Below are 16,425 nucleotides of genomic sequence, written 5' to 3' on the forward strand. Positions count from 1 at the left end.
CGCTCAGGGCTGCATGACGATCTTCACGGCCCCGTCCCGCTTGTGCTGGAACATCTCGTACGCCTGGGGCGCCTCGTCCAGAGACAGCCGGTGGGTGGCGAAGTCGTCGACGCCGAGCGGGTCGTCGTCGCTCAGGTAGGGCAGGATCTCGTCGGCCCAGCGGCGGACATTGGCCTGGCCCATCCGGATCTGGAGCTGCTTGTCGAACATGGTGAGCATCGGCAGCGGGTCGGCCATGCCGCCGTAGACACCGGAGAGCGAGAGGGTGCCGCCGCGGCGCACCAGCTCGATGGCGGTGTGCAGGGCGGCGAGCCGGTCGACGCTGAAGCGTTCGGCGAGCGGGGCGCCGAGCTTGCGCGGCAGCATGGCGGACGCCTGCTGGGCGAGGCGGGCCGCGAGACTACCGTGCGCCTCGGTGCCGACCGCGTCGATCACGGCGTCGGGACCGCGCCCGTCGGTCTGGTCGCGGATGGCGGCGACCAGCTCCTTCTCGCTGTCGAAGGCCCGCAGGTCGTACGTCTCCACGCCGCGTGCCTTCGCCCGGCGCAGCCGGTCGGGCACCAGGTCGACACCGAACACGCGTCCGGCGCCACGGACCTGGGCGACCCGGCACGCCATGTCGCCGATCGGGCCGAGCCCGAGGACGGCGAGGGAACCGCCTTCCGGGACGTCGGCGTAGGCGACCGCCTGCCAGGCCGTGGGCAGCACGTCGGACAGATACAGGAACCGGTCGTCGGGCGGGCCCTGCGGCACCTTGATCGGGCCGAACTGGGCCTGCGGGACGCGCAGGTACTCGGCCTGGCCGCCCGGCACCGAGCCGTACAGGCGGGTGTAGCCGAACAGGGCGGCGCCCATGCCCTCGTCGCTCACCTGGGTCGTCTCGCACTGCGTGGGCAGCGAGTTGAGACACATCCAGCAGTTGCCGCAGGCGATCTGGAACGGCACGACGACCCGGTCACCGACCGCCAGGTCCGGTACGCCGGGGCCGACCTCCTCGACGATCCCCATGGGCTCGTGCCCGAGGATGTCGCCAGGTGTCATGAACGGCGTCAGCACCTCGTACAGATGCAGGTCGGAACCGCACAGCCCGGTCGAGGTGATGCGGATGACGGCGTCGGTCGGCTCCTCGATCCGCGGATCGGGCACGGTCTCCACCCGTACGTCCCGCTTCCCCTGCCACGTCACAGCCCTCATCACCCGCACTCCCTCCGTCGCACGTCTTGCCCTTCCGGTACTGCGGTGCGGCCCGGGTACCCGGGGCCGCGGCACCGAACCGTCGGCCGTGCCCGGCCCGGCGGCTGGGCCGGGCGGGCTAGCCGGAATGCGCGATCGGCTTATGCGTAGTAGGGACCGGGTCCGACCGGGTATGGCCATCGATGAACGGACAACCACACAATCGAGGGCACGGGACTGGTCGGGTGGCGGCGGTGGGCATGGGCAGGGGACGAAGAGCGCGCGTGCGGCGGGCCGCCGTGACGGCGCTGGTAGGTGCCGGGACGGCGGTCTCGCTCATGGCGGGCTGCGCGGGCGGCGAGGGCCCGCCGGACGACGACGGGCGGGCGCCGGAGCCGAGCCCCAGGCCGTCAGCGACCCGTAGTGCGCCACCCGTGGGGCCGGTGCTCACGGTGAAGATCGACAACACGCGCCCGGCCCGGCCACACACCGGACTCGGCGGGGCGGACATCGTCTACGTCGAGCAGGTCGAGGGCGGGCTGAGCCGGATGCTGGCGGTGTACGCGAGCAGCCTGCCGAAGGCGGTCGGCCCCGTGCGCAGTGCCCGCGAGGCGGACCTGGAGCTGTTGCGTCAGTTCGACCACCCCACCCTCGCCTTCTCCGGCGCGCAGACGAGGCTGCTGCCGCTGATCGACCGGTCCCCGCTGCGCGCCGAGCCCCCGAGCCGAAGCCCCGGCGCCTACTTCCGCGGCGGCGGCAGGGCCGCCCCGCACAACCTGTACCTGCGCCCGCACCGCCTGATGCCCGCCGCCCCCGGCAAGGCCGCCCTCACGCCGGCCGGCTTCACCTTCGGCGCCGCCCCCGAGGGCGGCCGGACGGAGACCACCCGGACAGTCCGCTACCCGGCGGCCCGCTTCACCTTCACCTGGGACGCGCACCGCGACCGCTACCGGGTCGCACTGGACGGAACCGCCGCCACGGCGACCGACGGGCAGCCGCCGGCGCCCGCGACGGTCGTCGTGCAGTACGTGCGGACGCGCCCGTCGGGCTACTACGACTCCCGGGGCAGCAACACGCCGCACACGGAGACCGTCGGCTCGGGCACGGCGATGGTGCTGCGCGACGGGAGGGCGTACGACGCGCTCTGGAAGCGTCCGGAGCCGGGCGACGGCACGCGGTTCACCACGCCGGACGGCGCGCCGCTGAACTTCGCCGAGGGGCAGGTGTGGGTGCTGCTCGCGACGGCGTGAGTCAGGGCCGGCCCACGAGGGGTTCCGCCGGGTCGCCCGGATCGCGCAGCGCCTCCGCGCCGTCCGCCACCCGCCGGAGCAGCTCCAGGAACCGTGTCTGCTCCGCCGCGGACAGCGGCGCGAGGAAGACCTGGTTCATCCGCGCGGTGCGCACCGCCAGCTTGCGATGGGTGCGCGCCCCGTCCCCGGTCAGGCGCAGCAGGAAGCGCCGGCCGTCGTGAGGGTCGCGGTCCTTGTCCAGCAGTCCCCGGCGGTCGAGCCGGCTGATGACCTCGGCGACGGTGGACCGGTCGAGCCCGACCCGCTCCCCCACCGTGCGCTGGTCGAGGCCCGGCTCGTCGGCGAGCGCGTTCAGCACGGCGAACTGCGGCGAGGTGATCTCCTCGGAGACCATCGCGTTCCACAGCAGGTGGTGCGCCTGCTGGAGCCGCCGGGCGAGATGCCCGGGCTGGTTGGTGAGATCCACCGCCGACAAGTCCCCTCCGGCGTCCGCCCTCATATGTCAGTGCGCTGAATGATACCGCTGAGACGCGGGGCTGTCGCGGGTGTGCTTCCGAGCACCACCGGTCTCTTGACGCCATGACCGACCGAGGACAGCGTGAAGAAAAGTTCACTGAGTTGCTCAGTGTCCTGAGTGACTGCTGGCGGGAGAGGGGGCTTCTCGGATGGACAAAGTGGTCGCCACGGCCCTGGAGGCGGTGGCCGATGTGGGCGACGGCGCGTCGCTCGCGGTGGGCGGCTTCGGGCTGAGCGGTGTCCCGAACGTGCTGATCGACGCGCTCCACCGGCGCGGCGTCGGCGGGCTGTCGGTGGTGTCGAACAACTGCGGCGCCATGGAGTCAGGCCTCGCGGTACTGCTCGCCGCCGGGCGGATCGCCCGGGTGACCGGCTCCTACATCGGCGCCAACAAGGAGTTCGCCCGCCAGTACCTGGCCGGGGAGCTGGAGCTGGAGCTGATCCCACAGGGCACGCTGGCCGAGCGGCTGCGGGCGGGCGGGGCCGGCGTCCCCGCCTTCTACACGCCGGCCGGGGTGGGCACCCAGGTCGCCGAGGGCGGACTGCCGTGGCGTTACGACGGCCGGGGCGGCGTCGCGGCCGCCTCACCAGCCAAGGAGGTACGGGAGTTCGACGGTGTGGAACACGTGCTGGAGCACGGCATCCGCACCGACTTCGCCCTCGTGCGCGCCGCGCGCGGCGACCGGCACGGCAACCTCGTCTTCGGCAGGTCCGCCCGCAACTTCAATCCCCTCGCGGCGATGGCCGGCCGGGTGACGATCGCGGAGGTGGAGGAGCTGGTCGAACCGGGCGGCATCGACCCGGACGCCGTGCACCTGCCCGGCATCTTCGTCCAGCGGGTGGTGGCCCTGACCCCGGAACAGGCCGCCGACAAGCGGATCGAGCGGCGGACGGTGAGCAACTGATGGCCTGGACACGCGAGGAGATGGCCGCACGGGCCGCACGCGAGCTGCAGGACGGGCAGTACGTCAACCTCGGCATCGGCCTGCCGACCCTGATCCCCAATCACCTCCCACCCGGCGTGGAGGTGGTCCTGGAGTCGGAGAACGGCATCCTCGGCACCGGCCCCTACCCGGCCGAGGACCAGGTCGACCCGGACCTGATCAACGCGGGCAAGGAGACCGTCACGGTGCTGCCCGGCGCCTCCTTCTTCGACTCGGCGCTGTCCTTCGGGATGATCCGCGGCGGGCACATCGACGTCGCCGTACTGGGCGCCATGCAGGTCTCGGCCGGCGGGGACCTGGCGAACTGGGCCGTCCCGGGCAAGCTGGTGACCGGTATCGGCGGGGCCATGGATCTGGTGCACGGCGCGCGTACCGTCGTCGTCGTGATGACCCACACCGCCAAGGACGGCAGCCCCAAGATCCTCGACGAGTGCACGCTGCCGCTCACGGGCAAGGCGTGCGTGAACCGGATCGTCACCGACCTCGGCGTGCTCGACGTCACCGACGACGGGCTGGTGCTGGCCGAGTGCGCGCCGGGTGTCACCGCCGACGAGATCGTCACCCGGACCGCGGCGAAGGTGCGGGTCGGCGAGGAGGCGCGGTCATGAGGGTCGTCCACGTCCTCGACGCCGTACGCACCCCGACCGGCCGCCACGACGGAGGCCTCGCAGCCGTCCGCCCGGACGACCTGGCCGCCCGCACCGCCCTCGCCCTCGCCCTCGCCCTCGAACGGTAGGAAGTGTCATGGCTCTCACCCAGCACGACATCGACCAGGAGATAGTGGCCGAGCACGCCGCCTACGAGAAGCGCGTGGCCGACGGCGGGCCCGTCGAGCACCACCCGCGGCGCGACTACGCCCCGTACCGCTCCTCGCTGCTGCGCCACCCGAAGCAGCCGCTGGTCGCGATCGACGTGGCCGAGGACCCGGAGCTGGTGGAGCTGTCCTCCCCCGCCTTCGGCGAGCGTGACATCACCGAGCTCGACAACGACCTGACCCGGCAGCACACCGGCGAGCCGATCGGCGAACGCATCACCGTCTCCGGCCGGCTGCTGGACCGCGCCGGGCGGCCGGTCCGCGGCCAGCTCGTCGAGATCTGGCAGGCCAACTCGGCGGGCCGGTACGCCCATCGGCGCGAGCAGCACGACGCGCCGCTGGACCCCCACTTCACCGGTGTGGGCCGCACCCTCACCGACGCCGACGGGCACTACCGCTTCACCACCGTCCAGCCCGGCCCCTATCCGTGGCGCAACCACGTGGGCGCCTGGCGCCCGGCACACATCCACTTCTCGGTCTTCGGCACGGCGTTCACCCAACGGCTGGTGACGCAGATGTACTTCCCCGACGACCCGCTCTTCGCGTACGACCCGATCCTGCAGTCCGTGACGGACGACGCCGCCCGGCAGCGCCTGGTCGCCACCTACGACCACGGCCTGTCGGTGCCGGAGTTCTCGCTGGGCTACCACTGGGACATCGTGCTCGACGGCCCGCACGCCACCTGGACGGAAGAGGGACGCTGACCTCCATGACGAAGATCGACACCAGCAGCCCGGAGAACGTGCTGCCCACCCCGTCGCACACGGTGGGCCCGTTCTACGGGTACGCGCTGCCCTTCCCGGGCGGCGAGGACATCGCACCCACCGGGCACCCGGACACGATCACCCTGCACGGCCGGGTGCTGGACGGCGCGGTCGCGCCCCTGCCGGACGCCTTCGTGGAGCTGTGGGGCCCGGATCCGGACGGCCGACTGCCCCAGGTGGACGGTTCGATGCGGCGCGATCCGGCGTCCGGCGGCTTCCTCGGGCGCAACGGTGTGGAGTTCACCGGCTGGGGCCGCGCGCAGACGGACGCGAACGGCCAGTGGTACGCCCGTACGCTGCGGCCCGGCGCGCGGGGGAACAGCGCCCCGTACGTCAGCCTCTGCGTGTTCGCGCGCGGCCTGCTCACGCATCTGTTCACGCGGATCTACCTGCCGGGCGACGAGGCCGCGCTGGCCGCGGACCCGCTGCTGTCCGGCCTGGCGCCGGCGCGCCGCGACACCCTGGTCGCGCACGCGGGAAGCGACGGCACGTACCGATTCGACATCCGCCTCCAGGGCGAGGGCGAGACGGTCTTCCTGGAGTTCCGGTGACTTCCCCGGCTCCCGACGCCGGCCTCCTCGCCCCCGGGTGGGCCCACTCCCCCGCCGCGTCCGCGACGAGCGACACCGCCTACCTCCAGGCCCTCCTGGACGCGGAAGCGGCCCTCACCCGCGCGCAGGCCTCGCTCGGGCTGGCCCCGGCCGGGGCGGCCACCGCGGTCACCGGCGCGGCCGACGCCGCCCGGTACGACGTACGGTCCCTGGCGGACCGCGCGCGCGGCGGCGGCAACCCCGTGATCCCGCTGGTGGCCGACCTGACCGAGGCGGTCGGCGCGGAGCACGGGCCGTACGTCCACCGGGGCGCGACCAGCCAGGACATCGTGGACACGGCCACCATGCTGATCGCCGCACGCTCCCTGGACCTGCTGCTGTCCGACCTCGCCCGCGCCGAGCGGGCGCTGGCCCGGCTCGCCGCCGAGCACCGTGACACGGCGATGCCGGGACGCACGCTCACCCAGCACGCCGTACCGACGACCTTCGGCCTGAAGGCAGCCGGGTGGCGGTCCCTGGTGCTGGACGCCCGGGACCGGGTCGCGGCCGTACGGGACACGCTGCCGGCCCAACTCGGGGGGGCCGCCGGGACGCTGGCCGCGTTCGGGGCGTACGGCGCGGCTGATCCCACCGCGTTGCCGCAGGCGTACGCCCGCGAACTCGGTCTGCGGGCGCCGGAGCTGCCCTGGCACACGCTGCGGACGCCGCTCGCCGACCTCGCCGGATGTCTGGCGCTCACGGCCGGGGCGCTCGGAAAGATCGCCGCCGACGTGCTCACCCTGTCCCGGACCGAGATCGCGGAGGTCACCGAGGGCAGCGGCGGGGGTTCGTCGGCGATGCCGCACAAGGTCAACCCCGTACGGTCCACGCTGATCGCCGCCGCGGCCCGGCGTGCGCCGCAGCTGGCCGCCACGCTGTACGCCTCGCTGGTGGCGGAGGACGAGCGGCCCGCCGGGGCCTGGCACGCGGAGTGGGAACCGCTCCGGGACCTGCTGCGGCTGACCGGCGGTGCCGCCCGGGACGCCGCCGAACTCGCCGCCGGGCTCCGCGTCCACGCGCACGTCATGCGGGCACACCTCGGTCTCACCCACGGGTCGATCGTCTCGGAGCGGCTGTCGGCCGAGCTCGCGCCGGTGCTGGGCCGGGCCGGTGCCAAGGATTTGCTCGCGCGGCTGGCCGCCGAGGGGCGTCCGCTGGAGGAGGCACCGGAACTGAAGGACGCCGACCTCGATCCCGCCCACTACACGGGTTCCGCCGGAGCCCTTGTCGACCGTGCTCTGGAGCGACGTTGAAGCTGCTGAACCACCGGACCGAAGGAGCCCCTTCCGCGCCCCCGCTGCTCCTCGGGCCCTCCCTGGGGACCTCGTACGCCCTGTGGGACGGGGTCGCGCCCGAGCTGTCCGTCACTCACCGGGTGATCCGCTGGGACCTGCCGGGGCACGGCGGCTCGGCGGCGGACCTGATCGGGGCGGGCGCCACCGTCGGTGACCTCGCCGACCTGGTGCTCGCGCTCGCCGACTCCCTAGGCGTGGAGCGGTTCGCGTACGCGGGCGTGTCGCTGGGCGGCGCGGTGGGGCTGCACCTCGCGGTGCACCACCCGCACCGGGTGTCGTCCCTCGCGGTGATCTGCTCGTCGGCCCACTTCGACGGGGCGGGGCCGTGGCAGGAGCGGGCCGCGCTGGTGCGGCGCGAGGGGCCGGCCTCGCTCGCCGCGCGCGCGGACGCCCGCTGGTTCACAGCCGGGTTCACGGTGCCCCGGCTGGTGCGGGACCACCGGGACGCCGACCCGGAGGCGTACGCCGCCTGCTGCGACGCGCTCGCCGCGTTCGACCTGCGCGAGCGGCTCGCGGAGATCTCCGCGCCGACGCTGCTGGTGGCCGGCCGCGCCGATCCGGCGACACCGCCCGCGCATCTGCGGGAGATCGCGGACGCCGTGCCGGGGGCGACGCTGGTGGAGCTCCCCGGCGCCTCGCATCTGGCGCCCGCGCAGTGCCCGGAGGCGGTGCTCACGGCGTTGCGGGCGCACCTCGGCGGACCCGCGCGGCGGGGCATGGAGGTACGGCGCGAGGTGCTCGGCGACGCGCACGTCGACGCCGCGCAGGCCCGGCAGACGCCCTTCACCGCACGTTTCCAGGACTTCGTCTCGCGCTGTGCCTGGGGCGAGATCTGGACCGACCCGACGCTCTCCCGCCGGGAACGCAGCATGATCACGCTGACCGCGCTGGTGGCGCAGGGTCATCACGAGGAGCTGGCCCTGCACGTCCGCGCGGCACGCGGCAACGGGCTCACACCCGAGGAGCTCGGGGCGGTGCTGTTGCAGACGGCGGTGTACTGCGGGGTGCCGGCAGCGAACGCGGCGTTCGCGACGGCCCAGCGGGTGCTCGCGGAGGAGGGCGACGCGACGGGGTGACAAGTTGCTCACCCTGTGACGGAACGCCGGCCGAGTCGCCCATGCGACGCGTGGTGCGATCCTGGTCGTATGAGCAAGACCGCGCTGGCCGTCATCGACATGATCAACAGGTACGACCACAAGGACGCCGAACTGCTCATCCCCTCGGCCGAAACGGTGGTGCCGGTCATCGCCGATCTGATCAGGCGCGCGCGGCGGCAGGCGGTACCGGTCATCTACGTCAACGACAACTTCGGCGAGTGGCGCTCACACCACGGTGAGCTTCTGGAGCACGCGCTGGAGGGCCCCCACGCCGACCTCGTGGCGCCCCTGCAACCCGACACGGACTCGCTCTTCGTGCTCAAGGCCCGCCACTCGATCTTCTACGAGACGCCGCTGCACTACCTGCTCCAGCAGCAGGGGATCACCCGGCTCGTGCTGTCCGGCCAGCTGACCGAGCAGTGCGTGCTCTACTCGGCGCTCGACGCCCACATCCGGCACTACGAGGTGATCGTGCCCAGGGACGCCGTCGCCCACATCCACCCGGACCTCGCCGGGGCGGCACTGCGGATGATGGAACGGAACATGGACGCGCGCATCTGCGAGAGCCGGGACCTGTGGCCGTGACCCCTCGGGTCACGGCCGGCCCCGCCTAGGCCTCCAGTTCCGCGAGCGCCTCTCGGGCCTGGCGTGCCAGGCCGTCCGCGCCACAGGAACGGGCCAGCGTCAGGCCACGGTTGAGCTCGGTGGTGGACCGGGCGGCGACGCCGTACTCGACGCGGGCCGCGGCGTGTTCGTACTGGCAGGGCGAGGCCTCCAGATAGGTGACCGCCTGCTCGGCGAGGCGCACCTTGCGCTGGCCGGTCTCCAGCCGGGCGGCGCAGCGCAGGGCCTCGCCGATGGCGGTGTCGGTGCCGAACAGCTCGGCCTGGCGGCGGGCGTCGGCCACGAGCCGGGCGGCGCGGGCCGGGTCCTGCGCGGCGAGGGCTCCGGCGAGGTCGATGGTCGAGGGCGCCAGCACCGGGTTGTGGCCGCCACGGACGGCGGCGGCCTTCTCGGCGGCCTCCAGTTCGTTGATGCCGTCCTCGGTGCGGCCCACGGCGAGCAGCAGCCGGCCGCGCACCGAGCGGGTGTCGGGCAGAACGATCGTGGAGGGATAGGGCGGGGTGAAGCCGTACCGCTCGGCGACGGACCAGGCCTCCCGGACGTGCCCACGGGCCAGCAGGGTGTCGACCAGGCCGCAGGTCGCGGACCAGTACAGCGGCAGTCCGCGGCCGACCCGCTCGGCGAGGCGCAGCGACTCGCGCAGGACGGACTCGGCGTCCTTCAGACGGCCCTGCCGGCGGAACGCGAGGCCCAGGAAGGCGTTGGCGAGAGCGAGGTGACCGCCGCTCCAGCCGGCCGTGGTGTAGGTACGCAGCGCTTCGGCGAACAGGTTCTCGGCGCGGTCGAGGCGGTCGGCGTAGGCGTAGGAGCTGCCGAGCATCATCAGCAGTTCGACGCCCCACTCGGTGTCGGTCCAGCCGAGGCCGGGCGCGAGCCGGCCGTTGACGAGCGCGCGGTCGCAGAGCTCGACGACCTCCTCGGCGTTCTCACCGTGGTTCATCGCGTCGAAGCCGCGCAGGATGAGCAGCGCGCGCTCGGAGTTGTCGCGACCGGTGCAGGTGCGGGCGAGTTCGGCGAGCCGCTCGGAGCGTCCCGGGGTCTGCGCCTCACCGGCGTGGATGCCCTCCCACATGTACTGCACGGCCCGCAGCCGCAGCCGGGCGGGACCCTCCTCGTGCCGGGCTGCCTCGGCCTCGACCGTGCGGACGGCCTGTTCGAGCTGGTCGTTGTGGAGCAGGGCCTGGGAGAGGCGGAAGACGGCGTCCACGCGGGCGGGCCCGTCGAGGCCGGGCATGGCGAGCGCGGTCTGGAGGTGGCCGATGGTGCGGGCGGGCGCGGTGAGCAGGGTCGCGCAGCCGAGCTCGTAGAGCACGCGCGCGTGCACGTCGGGCCGGGGCGGCTCCTGCAGGGCGCGTTCGAGACAGCGGCGGGCCGCGTCGGAGGCGCCGACGGCGAGGTGTTCCCGGGCGGCCTCACGCAACTGGTCGACCAGTTCGACGTCGTCGTCCGGGTGGACCTGGAGCAGATGCCGGGAGGCGGCGGCGGCACCGCGGCCGGAGTCGGTGACGATCTGCGCGGCGATGCCGTGCATGGCGGTGCGCAGGGCGTCGGGGATGGAGTTGTAGACGGCGCTGGCGATCAGCGGGTGGACGAACTCCAGGTCACCGTCGTCGGCCTGGGCGCCCGCCGGGTCGGGGGCGGTGAGGATCCGGGCCGAGCACAGCAACTCGGCGCAGCGCACCGCCTGTTCGGGACGCATGGTGGTGAGCCGGGCGACCAGGTCGACGGATATACCGGTGCCGAGTATGGCGGCCGCCCAGGCGAACCGGGTCGCGTCGATGCCGAGCCCCTCCAGGCGGGCGACGAGTCCACCGCCGCGCGCCGAGCGGTTCAGGGCGCGCAGTTCACCGGCGGAGGACTCGGTCGGCTCCAGTTCGGTGTCCTGCACCTTGGCGAGCAGTTCGACGGTCTCGTAGGGGTTGCCGCCGGTGACGGCCCAGACCTCGCGGCAGAACGGGGCGTCGGCGTGCCGGCCGACGGTCGCGCGGGTGAGCCCGGCGGTGGCCTCCGGGGTGAGGGCGCTCAGCGTCGTCTCCGGGCGGCCCGCGGCCGCGGCGACCGCGTCGAGGTGGCGGGCGCTCTCGCCGGTCACCTCGCCGGGCCTGCGGGCCACCACGACCAGCACGGACAGGTCGTGCAGCCGCTCGGCGAACGCGGCGAGCCAGCGCAGCGTCTCCTGGTCGGCCCAGTGCGCGTCGTCGATCAGCAGCACCAGCGGCCAGTCCCGCTTGGCCAGCCGGCGCACGGCGACGACGAGGCCGTCGCACACGCCCTGCGGGTCGGCCTGGCGCCCGCCGGGGTCGGCGATGCCGAGGGCGGGGCCGGCGACGTCGTACCAGTCGCCGAGGTACTCCCGGGCCTCCTCGGGGAGCAGGGAGACGAGGGCGGGCTGCAGCAGCTGACGTACGACGTTGAAGGGGACGGAACGGAGGGTCTCGCCGCCGCGCGCCGACCACACCGTGCAGCCGCGTTCCTCGGCCAGCCGGCGGGTCTCGGCGAGCAGCGCGGTCTTGCCGAGGCCGGCCTCGCCCCGTAACACCAGCAGGCCGCCCGAGGACGCGCGGTCCACGCAGAGGGCGTCGAGCGCCTCGACCACCCCGGCGATCTCCTCGTCCCGCTCCCACAGGGAGGCCGAGGCACCCGCCGCCGGCGGTACCACCGTCATCCCGCTACCTCCCCTGGTCGCCCGAACGCCGTACAGGGCGAGCGTAGCCCGACGGCAGGTCCGACGGTGGGTGGTCGGGGGACTGTGGTCGCCATGGGTGAGGTCCTGGTGAAAGTTATTGACAGCCAACGGCCCGTGAACTGACGCTAATTTTCCACTGTCGGGGCTCAACAGCGGTGACGGGACGGGAGACACGCGATGAACGCGCCTGCGAAGGTGACCGGCACCAGGCCGGAGCGGTCCCGCCGGGCGCTGGTCGCCGGCTCGGTGGGCAACTTCATCGAGTGGTACGAGTTCGGTGTCTACGGCTACTTCGCCACCGTCATCGCCGCCCGATTCTTCACCCCCGAGGGCGGCAGCGAGGCCGAGGCCCTGGTGAAGACGTACGCCTCCTTCGCCCTGGCCTTCTTCTTCCGCCCCGTCGGGGCCGCCCTGTTCGGGCGGCTCGGCGACCGGATCGGCCGGCGGCCGGTGCTGATCCTGGTGATCGTGCTGATGACGGGCGCGACGACCCTGATCGGCGCACTGCCGACGTACGAGACCGTGGGGGTGCTGGCGCCCTGGCTGCTCACGTTCCTGAGGGTGCTTCAAGGACTGTCGGCGGGGGGCGAGTTCGGTGGAGCGGTGGCGGTGATGACGGAGTTCGCGCCGCCGGGCAGGCGCGGGCTGTACGGCTCGTGGCAGTCGTTCACCGTCGCGCTGGGCCTGCTCGGCGGGGCGGGCGCGGCGGCGTTGCTGGCCACCGTGCTGACGGAGACCCAGCTCGGGGACTGGGGCTGGCGGCTGCCGTTCCTGCTGACGCTGCCGATGGGGCTGGGCGCGCTGTGGCTGAGGCTGCGGCTGGAGGAGACACCGGCGTTCAGCGAGCAGCGCGAGCTGCGCCGCCCGTCCCCGCGCGAGGTGGTGCGGGCCATCGCGCTGGGCGCCGGGCGGATCATGGGCTGGGCCGCGGCCGGGTACACCTTCCTCGTCGTGCTGCCGTCCTACCTCCAGAGCAGCCTGGACGCGAGCTTCCAGCAGGCGCTGATCGCCACCGTGCTGGCCAACCTCGGCTTCGCGGCGACGATCATCCCGGCGGGGCTGCTCAGCGACCGGGTGGGGCGGCGGCCGGTGATGCTCTCCGGGGCGCTGCTGGTGGTGGTCCTCGCGGTGCCGCTGCTGAACCTGCTCCAGAACCCGGGGGCCTCCGAGGCCGTCAAGGGCCTGGCGGTGTTCATCGCGGGCGCGGTGGTGGGGCTGATGGCGGGGCCGGGCCCGGCGATGCTGTCGGAGATGTTTCCGACCACCGTCCGCTACACCGGCCTGGGACTCGCCTACGCCCTGTCCAATGCGGTGTTCTCGGGCTGTGCCGGGCTCATCATCACGGAGACGATCGAGCGGACCGGTGACGTGGACATCCCCGCGTACTACGCGGCGGCCACCTGCGCGGTCAGTGTGCTGGCCCTCGCCACACTCCCGGCGAGGGGTGCTTCGAAGGAGGCGAGTTGAACGGATGCGGGTGATCGGGCTGATGTCCGGCACGTCGTACGACGCCATCGACGCGGCGGCGGCCGAGCTGGGCCTCGTCGGTGACAGCCTCGTGCTGAAGCCGCTCGGACTGGTGAGCGAGCCCTACGACGACGAGTTGCGGGCGGCGCTCGCGGCGGCGCTGCCGCCCGGGACCACGACCATGGCGGAGGTGTGCCGGCTCGACACCCTGATCGGGCAGGCGTTCGCGGCGGCGGCCGTCCGGGCCGACCGTGAACTGTGCGACGGACGGGCCGAGTTGGTGGCCTCGCACGGACAGACGGTGTACCACTGGGTCGACGGGGGCCGGGTGCGCGGCACCCTCCAGCTCGGGCAGCCCGCGTGGATCGCCGAGGCGACCGGGCTGCCCGTCGCCGCCGACTTCCGGCCCCGGGACATCGCCGCCGGCGGCCAGGGCGCACCGCTGGTCAGCCTGGTCGACCTGCTGTGGCTGCGCGGCCGCCCGGGCACACCTACCGCCCTCAACCTCGGCGGGATCGCCAATCTCACCGCGCCCGACGGGACCGCCTTCGACACCGGGCCGGCGTGTGCGCTGATCGACGCGGCGGCGCACGGCTTCAGCGGCGGACGGCTGGCGTGCGACGTGGACGGCGCCCTCGCCGCCCGCGGCCGGATCCAGCCGGTGCTGCTGGAGCGGCTGCTGGAGGAGCCGTACTACGCGCTGCCCGCGCCCAAGACCACCGGCAAGGAACTGTTCCACGTCGGGTATCTGCACGAGGCGCTGGCCGGGGTCGGCAGGCTGCCCGCCGAGGACGTGATCGCGACGCTCACCCACCTCACCGCGCGCACGGTCGCCGACGCCGTGCGGTCGGTGGGCGCCACGGAGGTGATCGCGTCCGGCGGCGGCACCCGGAATCCGGTGCTGATGCGGATGCTCGGGGAGTTGCTGCCGGGTGTGGCGGTGCGCCGCTCCGACGAGCTCGGGCTCCCGTCGGACGCGAAGGAGGCGTACGCGTTCGCGGTCCTGGGGTTCCTGACGGTGCACGGCCTGCCCGGCACGGTCCCGGCGAGCACGGGGGCCCGGCATCCGAGCGTGCTGGGGTCGGTGACGCCGGGGCGGGACGGACTGCGCCTGCCCCCGGCCGCTGGGGAAGGCCCGGTGCGCCTGGTGCTGGAATGACCGGGCAGCGGTCCGTGGGGTTCCTGTGATGTGAGCCGGTGCCCCCTTCATCGGCCGGCGGGGATCCCTCTCATCGCTCTTTCACCGAGGCCTCATACGGTGGGGGCATGACGCAGTTGACTCCTCCCGGGTGGTACCCCGACCCCGGGCAGACAAGTGACGGTCCCGCCACCGAGCGCTGGTGGGACGGCAAGGCATGGACGGACCAGACCCGTCCGGTGGGGTCGGCCGCGGCCTGGGGTCCCCCGGCGGGGCCTGCTCCGGCCGCTCACGCGCAGCAGACCCATCCGGCGTTTCCGGCGTATCCGGGGGGTGCCGAGGCGCCCGGCCATCCGGCGCACCAGGCGTATCCGGGGTATCCGGGGTATCCCGGGCACCCGGGGTATCCCGGGTATCCGGTCCGGCCGCCGGGCGGGCGGCGGCGTGGTCTGCGGACCGGGATAGCCGTCGCGGCGGCGGCCGCGGTCCTCGCCTGCATCGGTATCGGCGTGTACGCGCTGACTACGGACGGCGGCGGCGGTGGTGGGAGCCGCGCCGATTCGCAGCGACAGGGACCGGAAGGGCGGGACGGGGAGTCCCCCGAGCCCGGGCAGCCGCAGGCGCCGGAGGTGGAGGGCGGCGGCACGCTGTCCGACCCCGTGAACGGGATCAGCATGCCGGTGCCGGAGGGCTGGACCGGCCAGGCCTTCACCGTGGGCGCGCAGATGACGTCCGACGACAGCTACAAGTGCCCCGGCGACACGTCCAAGTCGTGCACGAAGGGCGGCGCGTACTCGGCGCCCGCCGAGGTGCTCGGCACCAAGGGCAGTACGCCGGAGCAGGTCGCGAAGGCGGACATCGCGGCGAACGCCGAGGAGTCGTACGGCGGCGACAGCTACGGGAAGATCACCTCGCACCAGGTGCTGGCGTCCGAGGCGGTGACCGTGGCCGGGCAGAAGGGCTATCTGGTCCGCTGGAAGGCGGTCACCAGCAAGGGCGCCGACGGTCTGGTCGAGTCACTGGTGTTCCCCTCGCCCGGCGACTCCGGGCAGCTCGTCGTGGTCCGCTTCGGCATCGACGCCGACCAGAAGGTGTCCCTGATCGACGAGATCACCAAGGGGATCAAGGTGTCGTCCGGCGGAGGCGACGGGCAGAGCGTCTGAGGCCCGCCCCGCCCTGTTCGGCCGGGCGGGGTACCTCTCCGCTCCAGAGGTATCCCACCCGGCCGGGGTGCGCGCCGCCCCCGTCCCCACGGTGCGGCGCGAGCAGGCCGATCGTCCCGTCATCCCTGGGACGACGCGGCCTGGGTCTTCAGGTGAGTCCGAGCGCCGGCAGCACGGCGGACTCCACGAACTCCAGCAGGAAGTCCGGGTCGGCGTCCCGGCCCTCCAGCATGGGCCGCACCCGCAGCACGCCGAAGATCTGCGCGGCCACGTACGGCAGCGCCGGATGGTCGGCGGCGATCTCCCCGCGTTCCACCCCGCGCCGCAGGATCCTCTCGACCGCGGCGATCTCCGGCTCGACGAGCGTCTCGCGCAGCGCCCGCGCCAACTCCTGGTCCTCCAGGACCGCGTGGCCGAGCGCCTGGACGAGCCGGTGGTCCCGGCCGGACCACTCCCCCAGCACCCGCGCGACCTGCCGCAGGTCCTCGGCCAGTGAGCCGCTGTCGATCCCCGCGAAGCACACCCGGCGCCGGGAGCGCAGCGCCGCCGCCACGAACTGGGGTTTGGTCTTCCACTGCCGGTACAGCGTGGACTTGCTGCACCGCGTGCTGGTGGCGACACCGTCCATGGTCACGGCGTCGTATCCGCACTCGCGGATCTGCTCGATCACCGCGTCGAAGAACTCCTGCTCACGCTCCCGCGTCAGCTTGGAGCGGCTCGAGGCGCCGACCGTCTCCGGTCGGTCCGCGGCCTGCGACGTCATGGGTCCGTCTCCTCGCTCCGGTCACTTCCGGTCCTGCGGCCAGGGGCCCGTGGTCCAGTGTGTCGTACGCAATCGATACGCCAGTGTACCGGTACTCAGGCGTATCGGTACACTGGCGTACCGGTACGTCACCGTATCGAT

The 16,425-nt window shown here is 73.5% G+C and carries 16 protein-coding genes; 12 read left to right on the forward strand and 4 right to left on the reverse strand.

From position 1 onward, the window contains the following. Positions 1-3: 3 nt before the first annotated feature. Complete coding sequence (locus ACFV6X_RS03650; RefSeq protein WP_385377059.1) at positions 4-1,194, reverse strand: zinc-dependent alcohol dehydrogenase; 1,191 nt, start codon at positions 1,192-1,194, stop codon at positions 4-6. 239 nt (positions 1,195-1,433) lie between these two features. Between ACFV6X_RS03650 and ACFV6X_RS03655 the strand changes: the two genes are divergently transcribed. Then, positions 1,434-2,423, forward strand: coding sequence for a DUF3048 domain-containing protein (locus ACFV6X_RS03655; RefSeq protein WP_385377061.1), 990 nt, complete (start codon positions 1,434-1,436; stop codon positions 2,421-2,423). A gap of 1 nt (position 2,424) precedes the next feature. On the opposite strand, the gene ACFV6X_RS03660 is transcribed toward ACFV6X_RS03655, so the two are convergent. Next, complete coding sequence (locus tag ACFV6X_RS03660) at positions 2,425-2,898, reverse strand: MarR family winged helix-turn-helix transcriptional regulator (RefSeq protein WP_385377064.1); 474 nt, start codon at positions 2,896-2,898, stop codon at positions 2,425-2,427. A gap of 190 nt (positions 2,899-3,088) precedes the next feature. Here ACFV6X_RS03660 and ACFV6X_RS03665 point away from each other — a divergent pair, with 190 nt between their 5' ends. The 8 genes from ACFV6X_RS03665 to ACFV6X_RS03700 all read left to right on the forward strand — a co-directional run bounded on the left by ACFV6X_RS03665 (position 3,089) and on the right by ACFV6X_RS03700 (position 9,028). Beyond that, the gene (locus ACFV6X_RS03665; protein ID WP_385377067.1) at positions 3,089-3,844 is read left to right on the forward strand and encodes a CoA transferase subunit A; all 756 of its coding nucleotides are present in this window, start codon (positions 3,089-3,091) and stop codon (positions 3,842-3,844) included. Further along, positions 3,844-4,491, forward strand: a complete 648-nt coding sequence (locus tag ACFV6X_RS03670; RefSeq protein WP_385377070.1) for a CoA transferase subunit B — start codon at positions 3,844-3,846, stop codon at positions 4,489-4,491. Before ACFV6X_RS03665 ends, ACFV6X_RS03670 begins: the two co-directional genes overlap by 1 nt. Next, a complete protein-coding gene (locus ACFV6X_RS03675; protein ID WP_385377073.1) occupies positions 4,488-4,619 on the forward strand; it encodes a hypothetical protein in 132 nt (43 codons plus the stop codon). Before ACFV6X_RS03670 ends, ACFV6X_RS03675 begins: the two co-directional genes overlap by 4 nt. 8 nt (positions 4,620-4,627) lie before the next feature. Beyond that, positions 4,628-5,401, forward strand: coding sequence for a protocatechuate 3,4-dioxygenase subunit beta (gene pcaH, locus ACFV6X_RS03680; protein ID WP_385377076.1), 774 nt, complete (start codon positions 4,628-4,630; stop codon positions 5,399-5,401). Between the two features lie 5 nt (positions 5,402-5,406). Further along, positions 5,407-6,012: a protocatechuate 3,4-dioxygenase subunit alpha gene (gene pcaG / locus ACFV6X_RS03685; RefSeq protein ID WP_385377079.1), complete on the forward strand. Its 606-nt coding sequence runs from the start codon at positions 5,407-5,409 to the stop codon at positions 6,010-6,012. After that, complete coding sequence (pcaB, locus tag ACFV6X_RS03690; protein ID WP_385377082.1) at positions 6,009-7,304, forward strand: 3-carboxy-cis,cis-muconate cycloisomerase; 1,296 nt, start codon at positions 6,009-6,011, stop codon at positions 7,302-7,304. Before pcaG ends, pcaB begins: the two co-directional genes overlap by 4 nt. Next, on the forward strand, positions 7,301-8,422 hold the full coding sequence (gene pcaD / locus ACFV6X_RS03695) for a 3-oxoadipate enol-lactonase (RefSeq protein WP_385377084.1): 1,122 nt from the start codon (positions 7,301-7,303) through the stop codon (positions 8,420-8,422). Before pcaB ends, pcaD begins: the two co-directional genes overlap by 4 nt. A 69-nt stretch (positions 8,423-8,491) precedes the next feature. After that, a complete protein-coding gene (locus tag ACFV6X_RS03700; protein WP_385377086.1) occupies positions 8,492-9,028 on the forward strand; it encodes a cysteine hydrolase family protein in 537 nt (178 codons plus the stop codon). Between the two features lie 25 nt (positions 9,029-9,053). Here the strand turns inward: ACFV6X_RS03700 and ACFV6X_RS03705 are convergent, their stop codons facing one another. Continuing rightward, positions 9,054-11,732 (reverse strand): ATP-binding protein, encoded by a 2,679-nt coding sequence (locus ACFV6X_RS03705; RefSeq protein WP_385377089.1) that lies wholly within the window; start codon positions 11,730-11,732, stop codon positions 9,054-9,056. A gap of 198 nt (positions 11,733-11,930) precedes the next feature. Between ACFV6X_RS03705 and ACFV6X_RS03710 the strand changes: the two genes are divergently transcribed. The 3 genes from ACFV6X_RS03710 to ACFV6X_RS03720 all read left to right on the forward strand — a co-directional run bounded on the left by ACFV6X_RS03710 (position 11,931) and on the right by ACFV6X_RS03720 (position 15,521). Then, on the forward strand, positions 11,931-13,220 hold the full coding sequence (locus ACFV6X_RS03710; protein WP_385377092.1) for an MFS transporter: 1,290 nt from the start codon (positions 11,931-11,933) through the stop codon (positions 13,218-13,220). 4 nt (positions 13,221-13,224) lie between these two features. Continuing rightward, positions 13,225-14,379, forward strand: coding sequence for an anhydro-N-acetylmuramic acid kinase (locus tag ACFV6X_RS03715; RefSeq protein ID WP_385377095.1), 1,155 nt, complete (start codon positions 13,225-13,227; stop codon positions 14,377-14,379). A gap of 107 nt (positions 14,380-14,486) precedes the next feature. Beyond that, positions 14,487-15,521 (forward strand): DUF2510 domain-containing protein, encoded by a 1,035-nt coding sequence (locus tag ACFV6X_RS03720; RefSeq protein WP_385377098.1) that lies wholly within the window; start codon positions 14,487-14,489, stop codon positions 15,519-15,521. A gap of 148 nt (positions 15,522-15,669) precedes the next feature. Here the strand turns inward: ACFV6X_RS03720 and ACFV6X_RS03725 are convergent, their stop codons facing one another. Next, the gene (locus ACFV6X_RS03725; protein ID WP_385377100.1) at positions 15,670-16,284 is read right to left on the reverse strand and encodes a TetR/AcrR family transcriptional regulator C-terminal ligand-binding domain-containing protein; all 615 of its coding nucleotides are present in this window, start codon (positions 16,282-16,284) and stop codon (positions 15,670-15,672) included. Positions 16,285-16,425 lie beyond the last annotated feature (141 nt).

Origin of the sequence: Streptomyces sp. NPDC059861, from assembly GCF_042731435.1 — a bacterium.
Classification (GTDB): Bacteria; Actinomycetota; Actinomycetes; order Streptomycetales; family Streptomycetaceae; genus Streptomyces.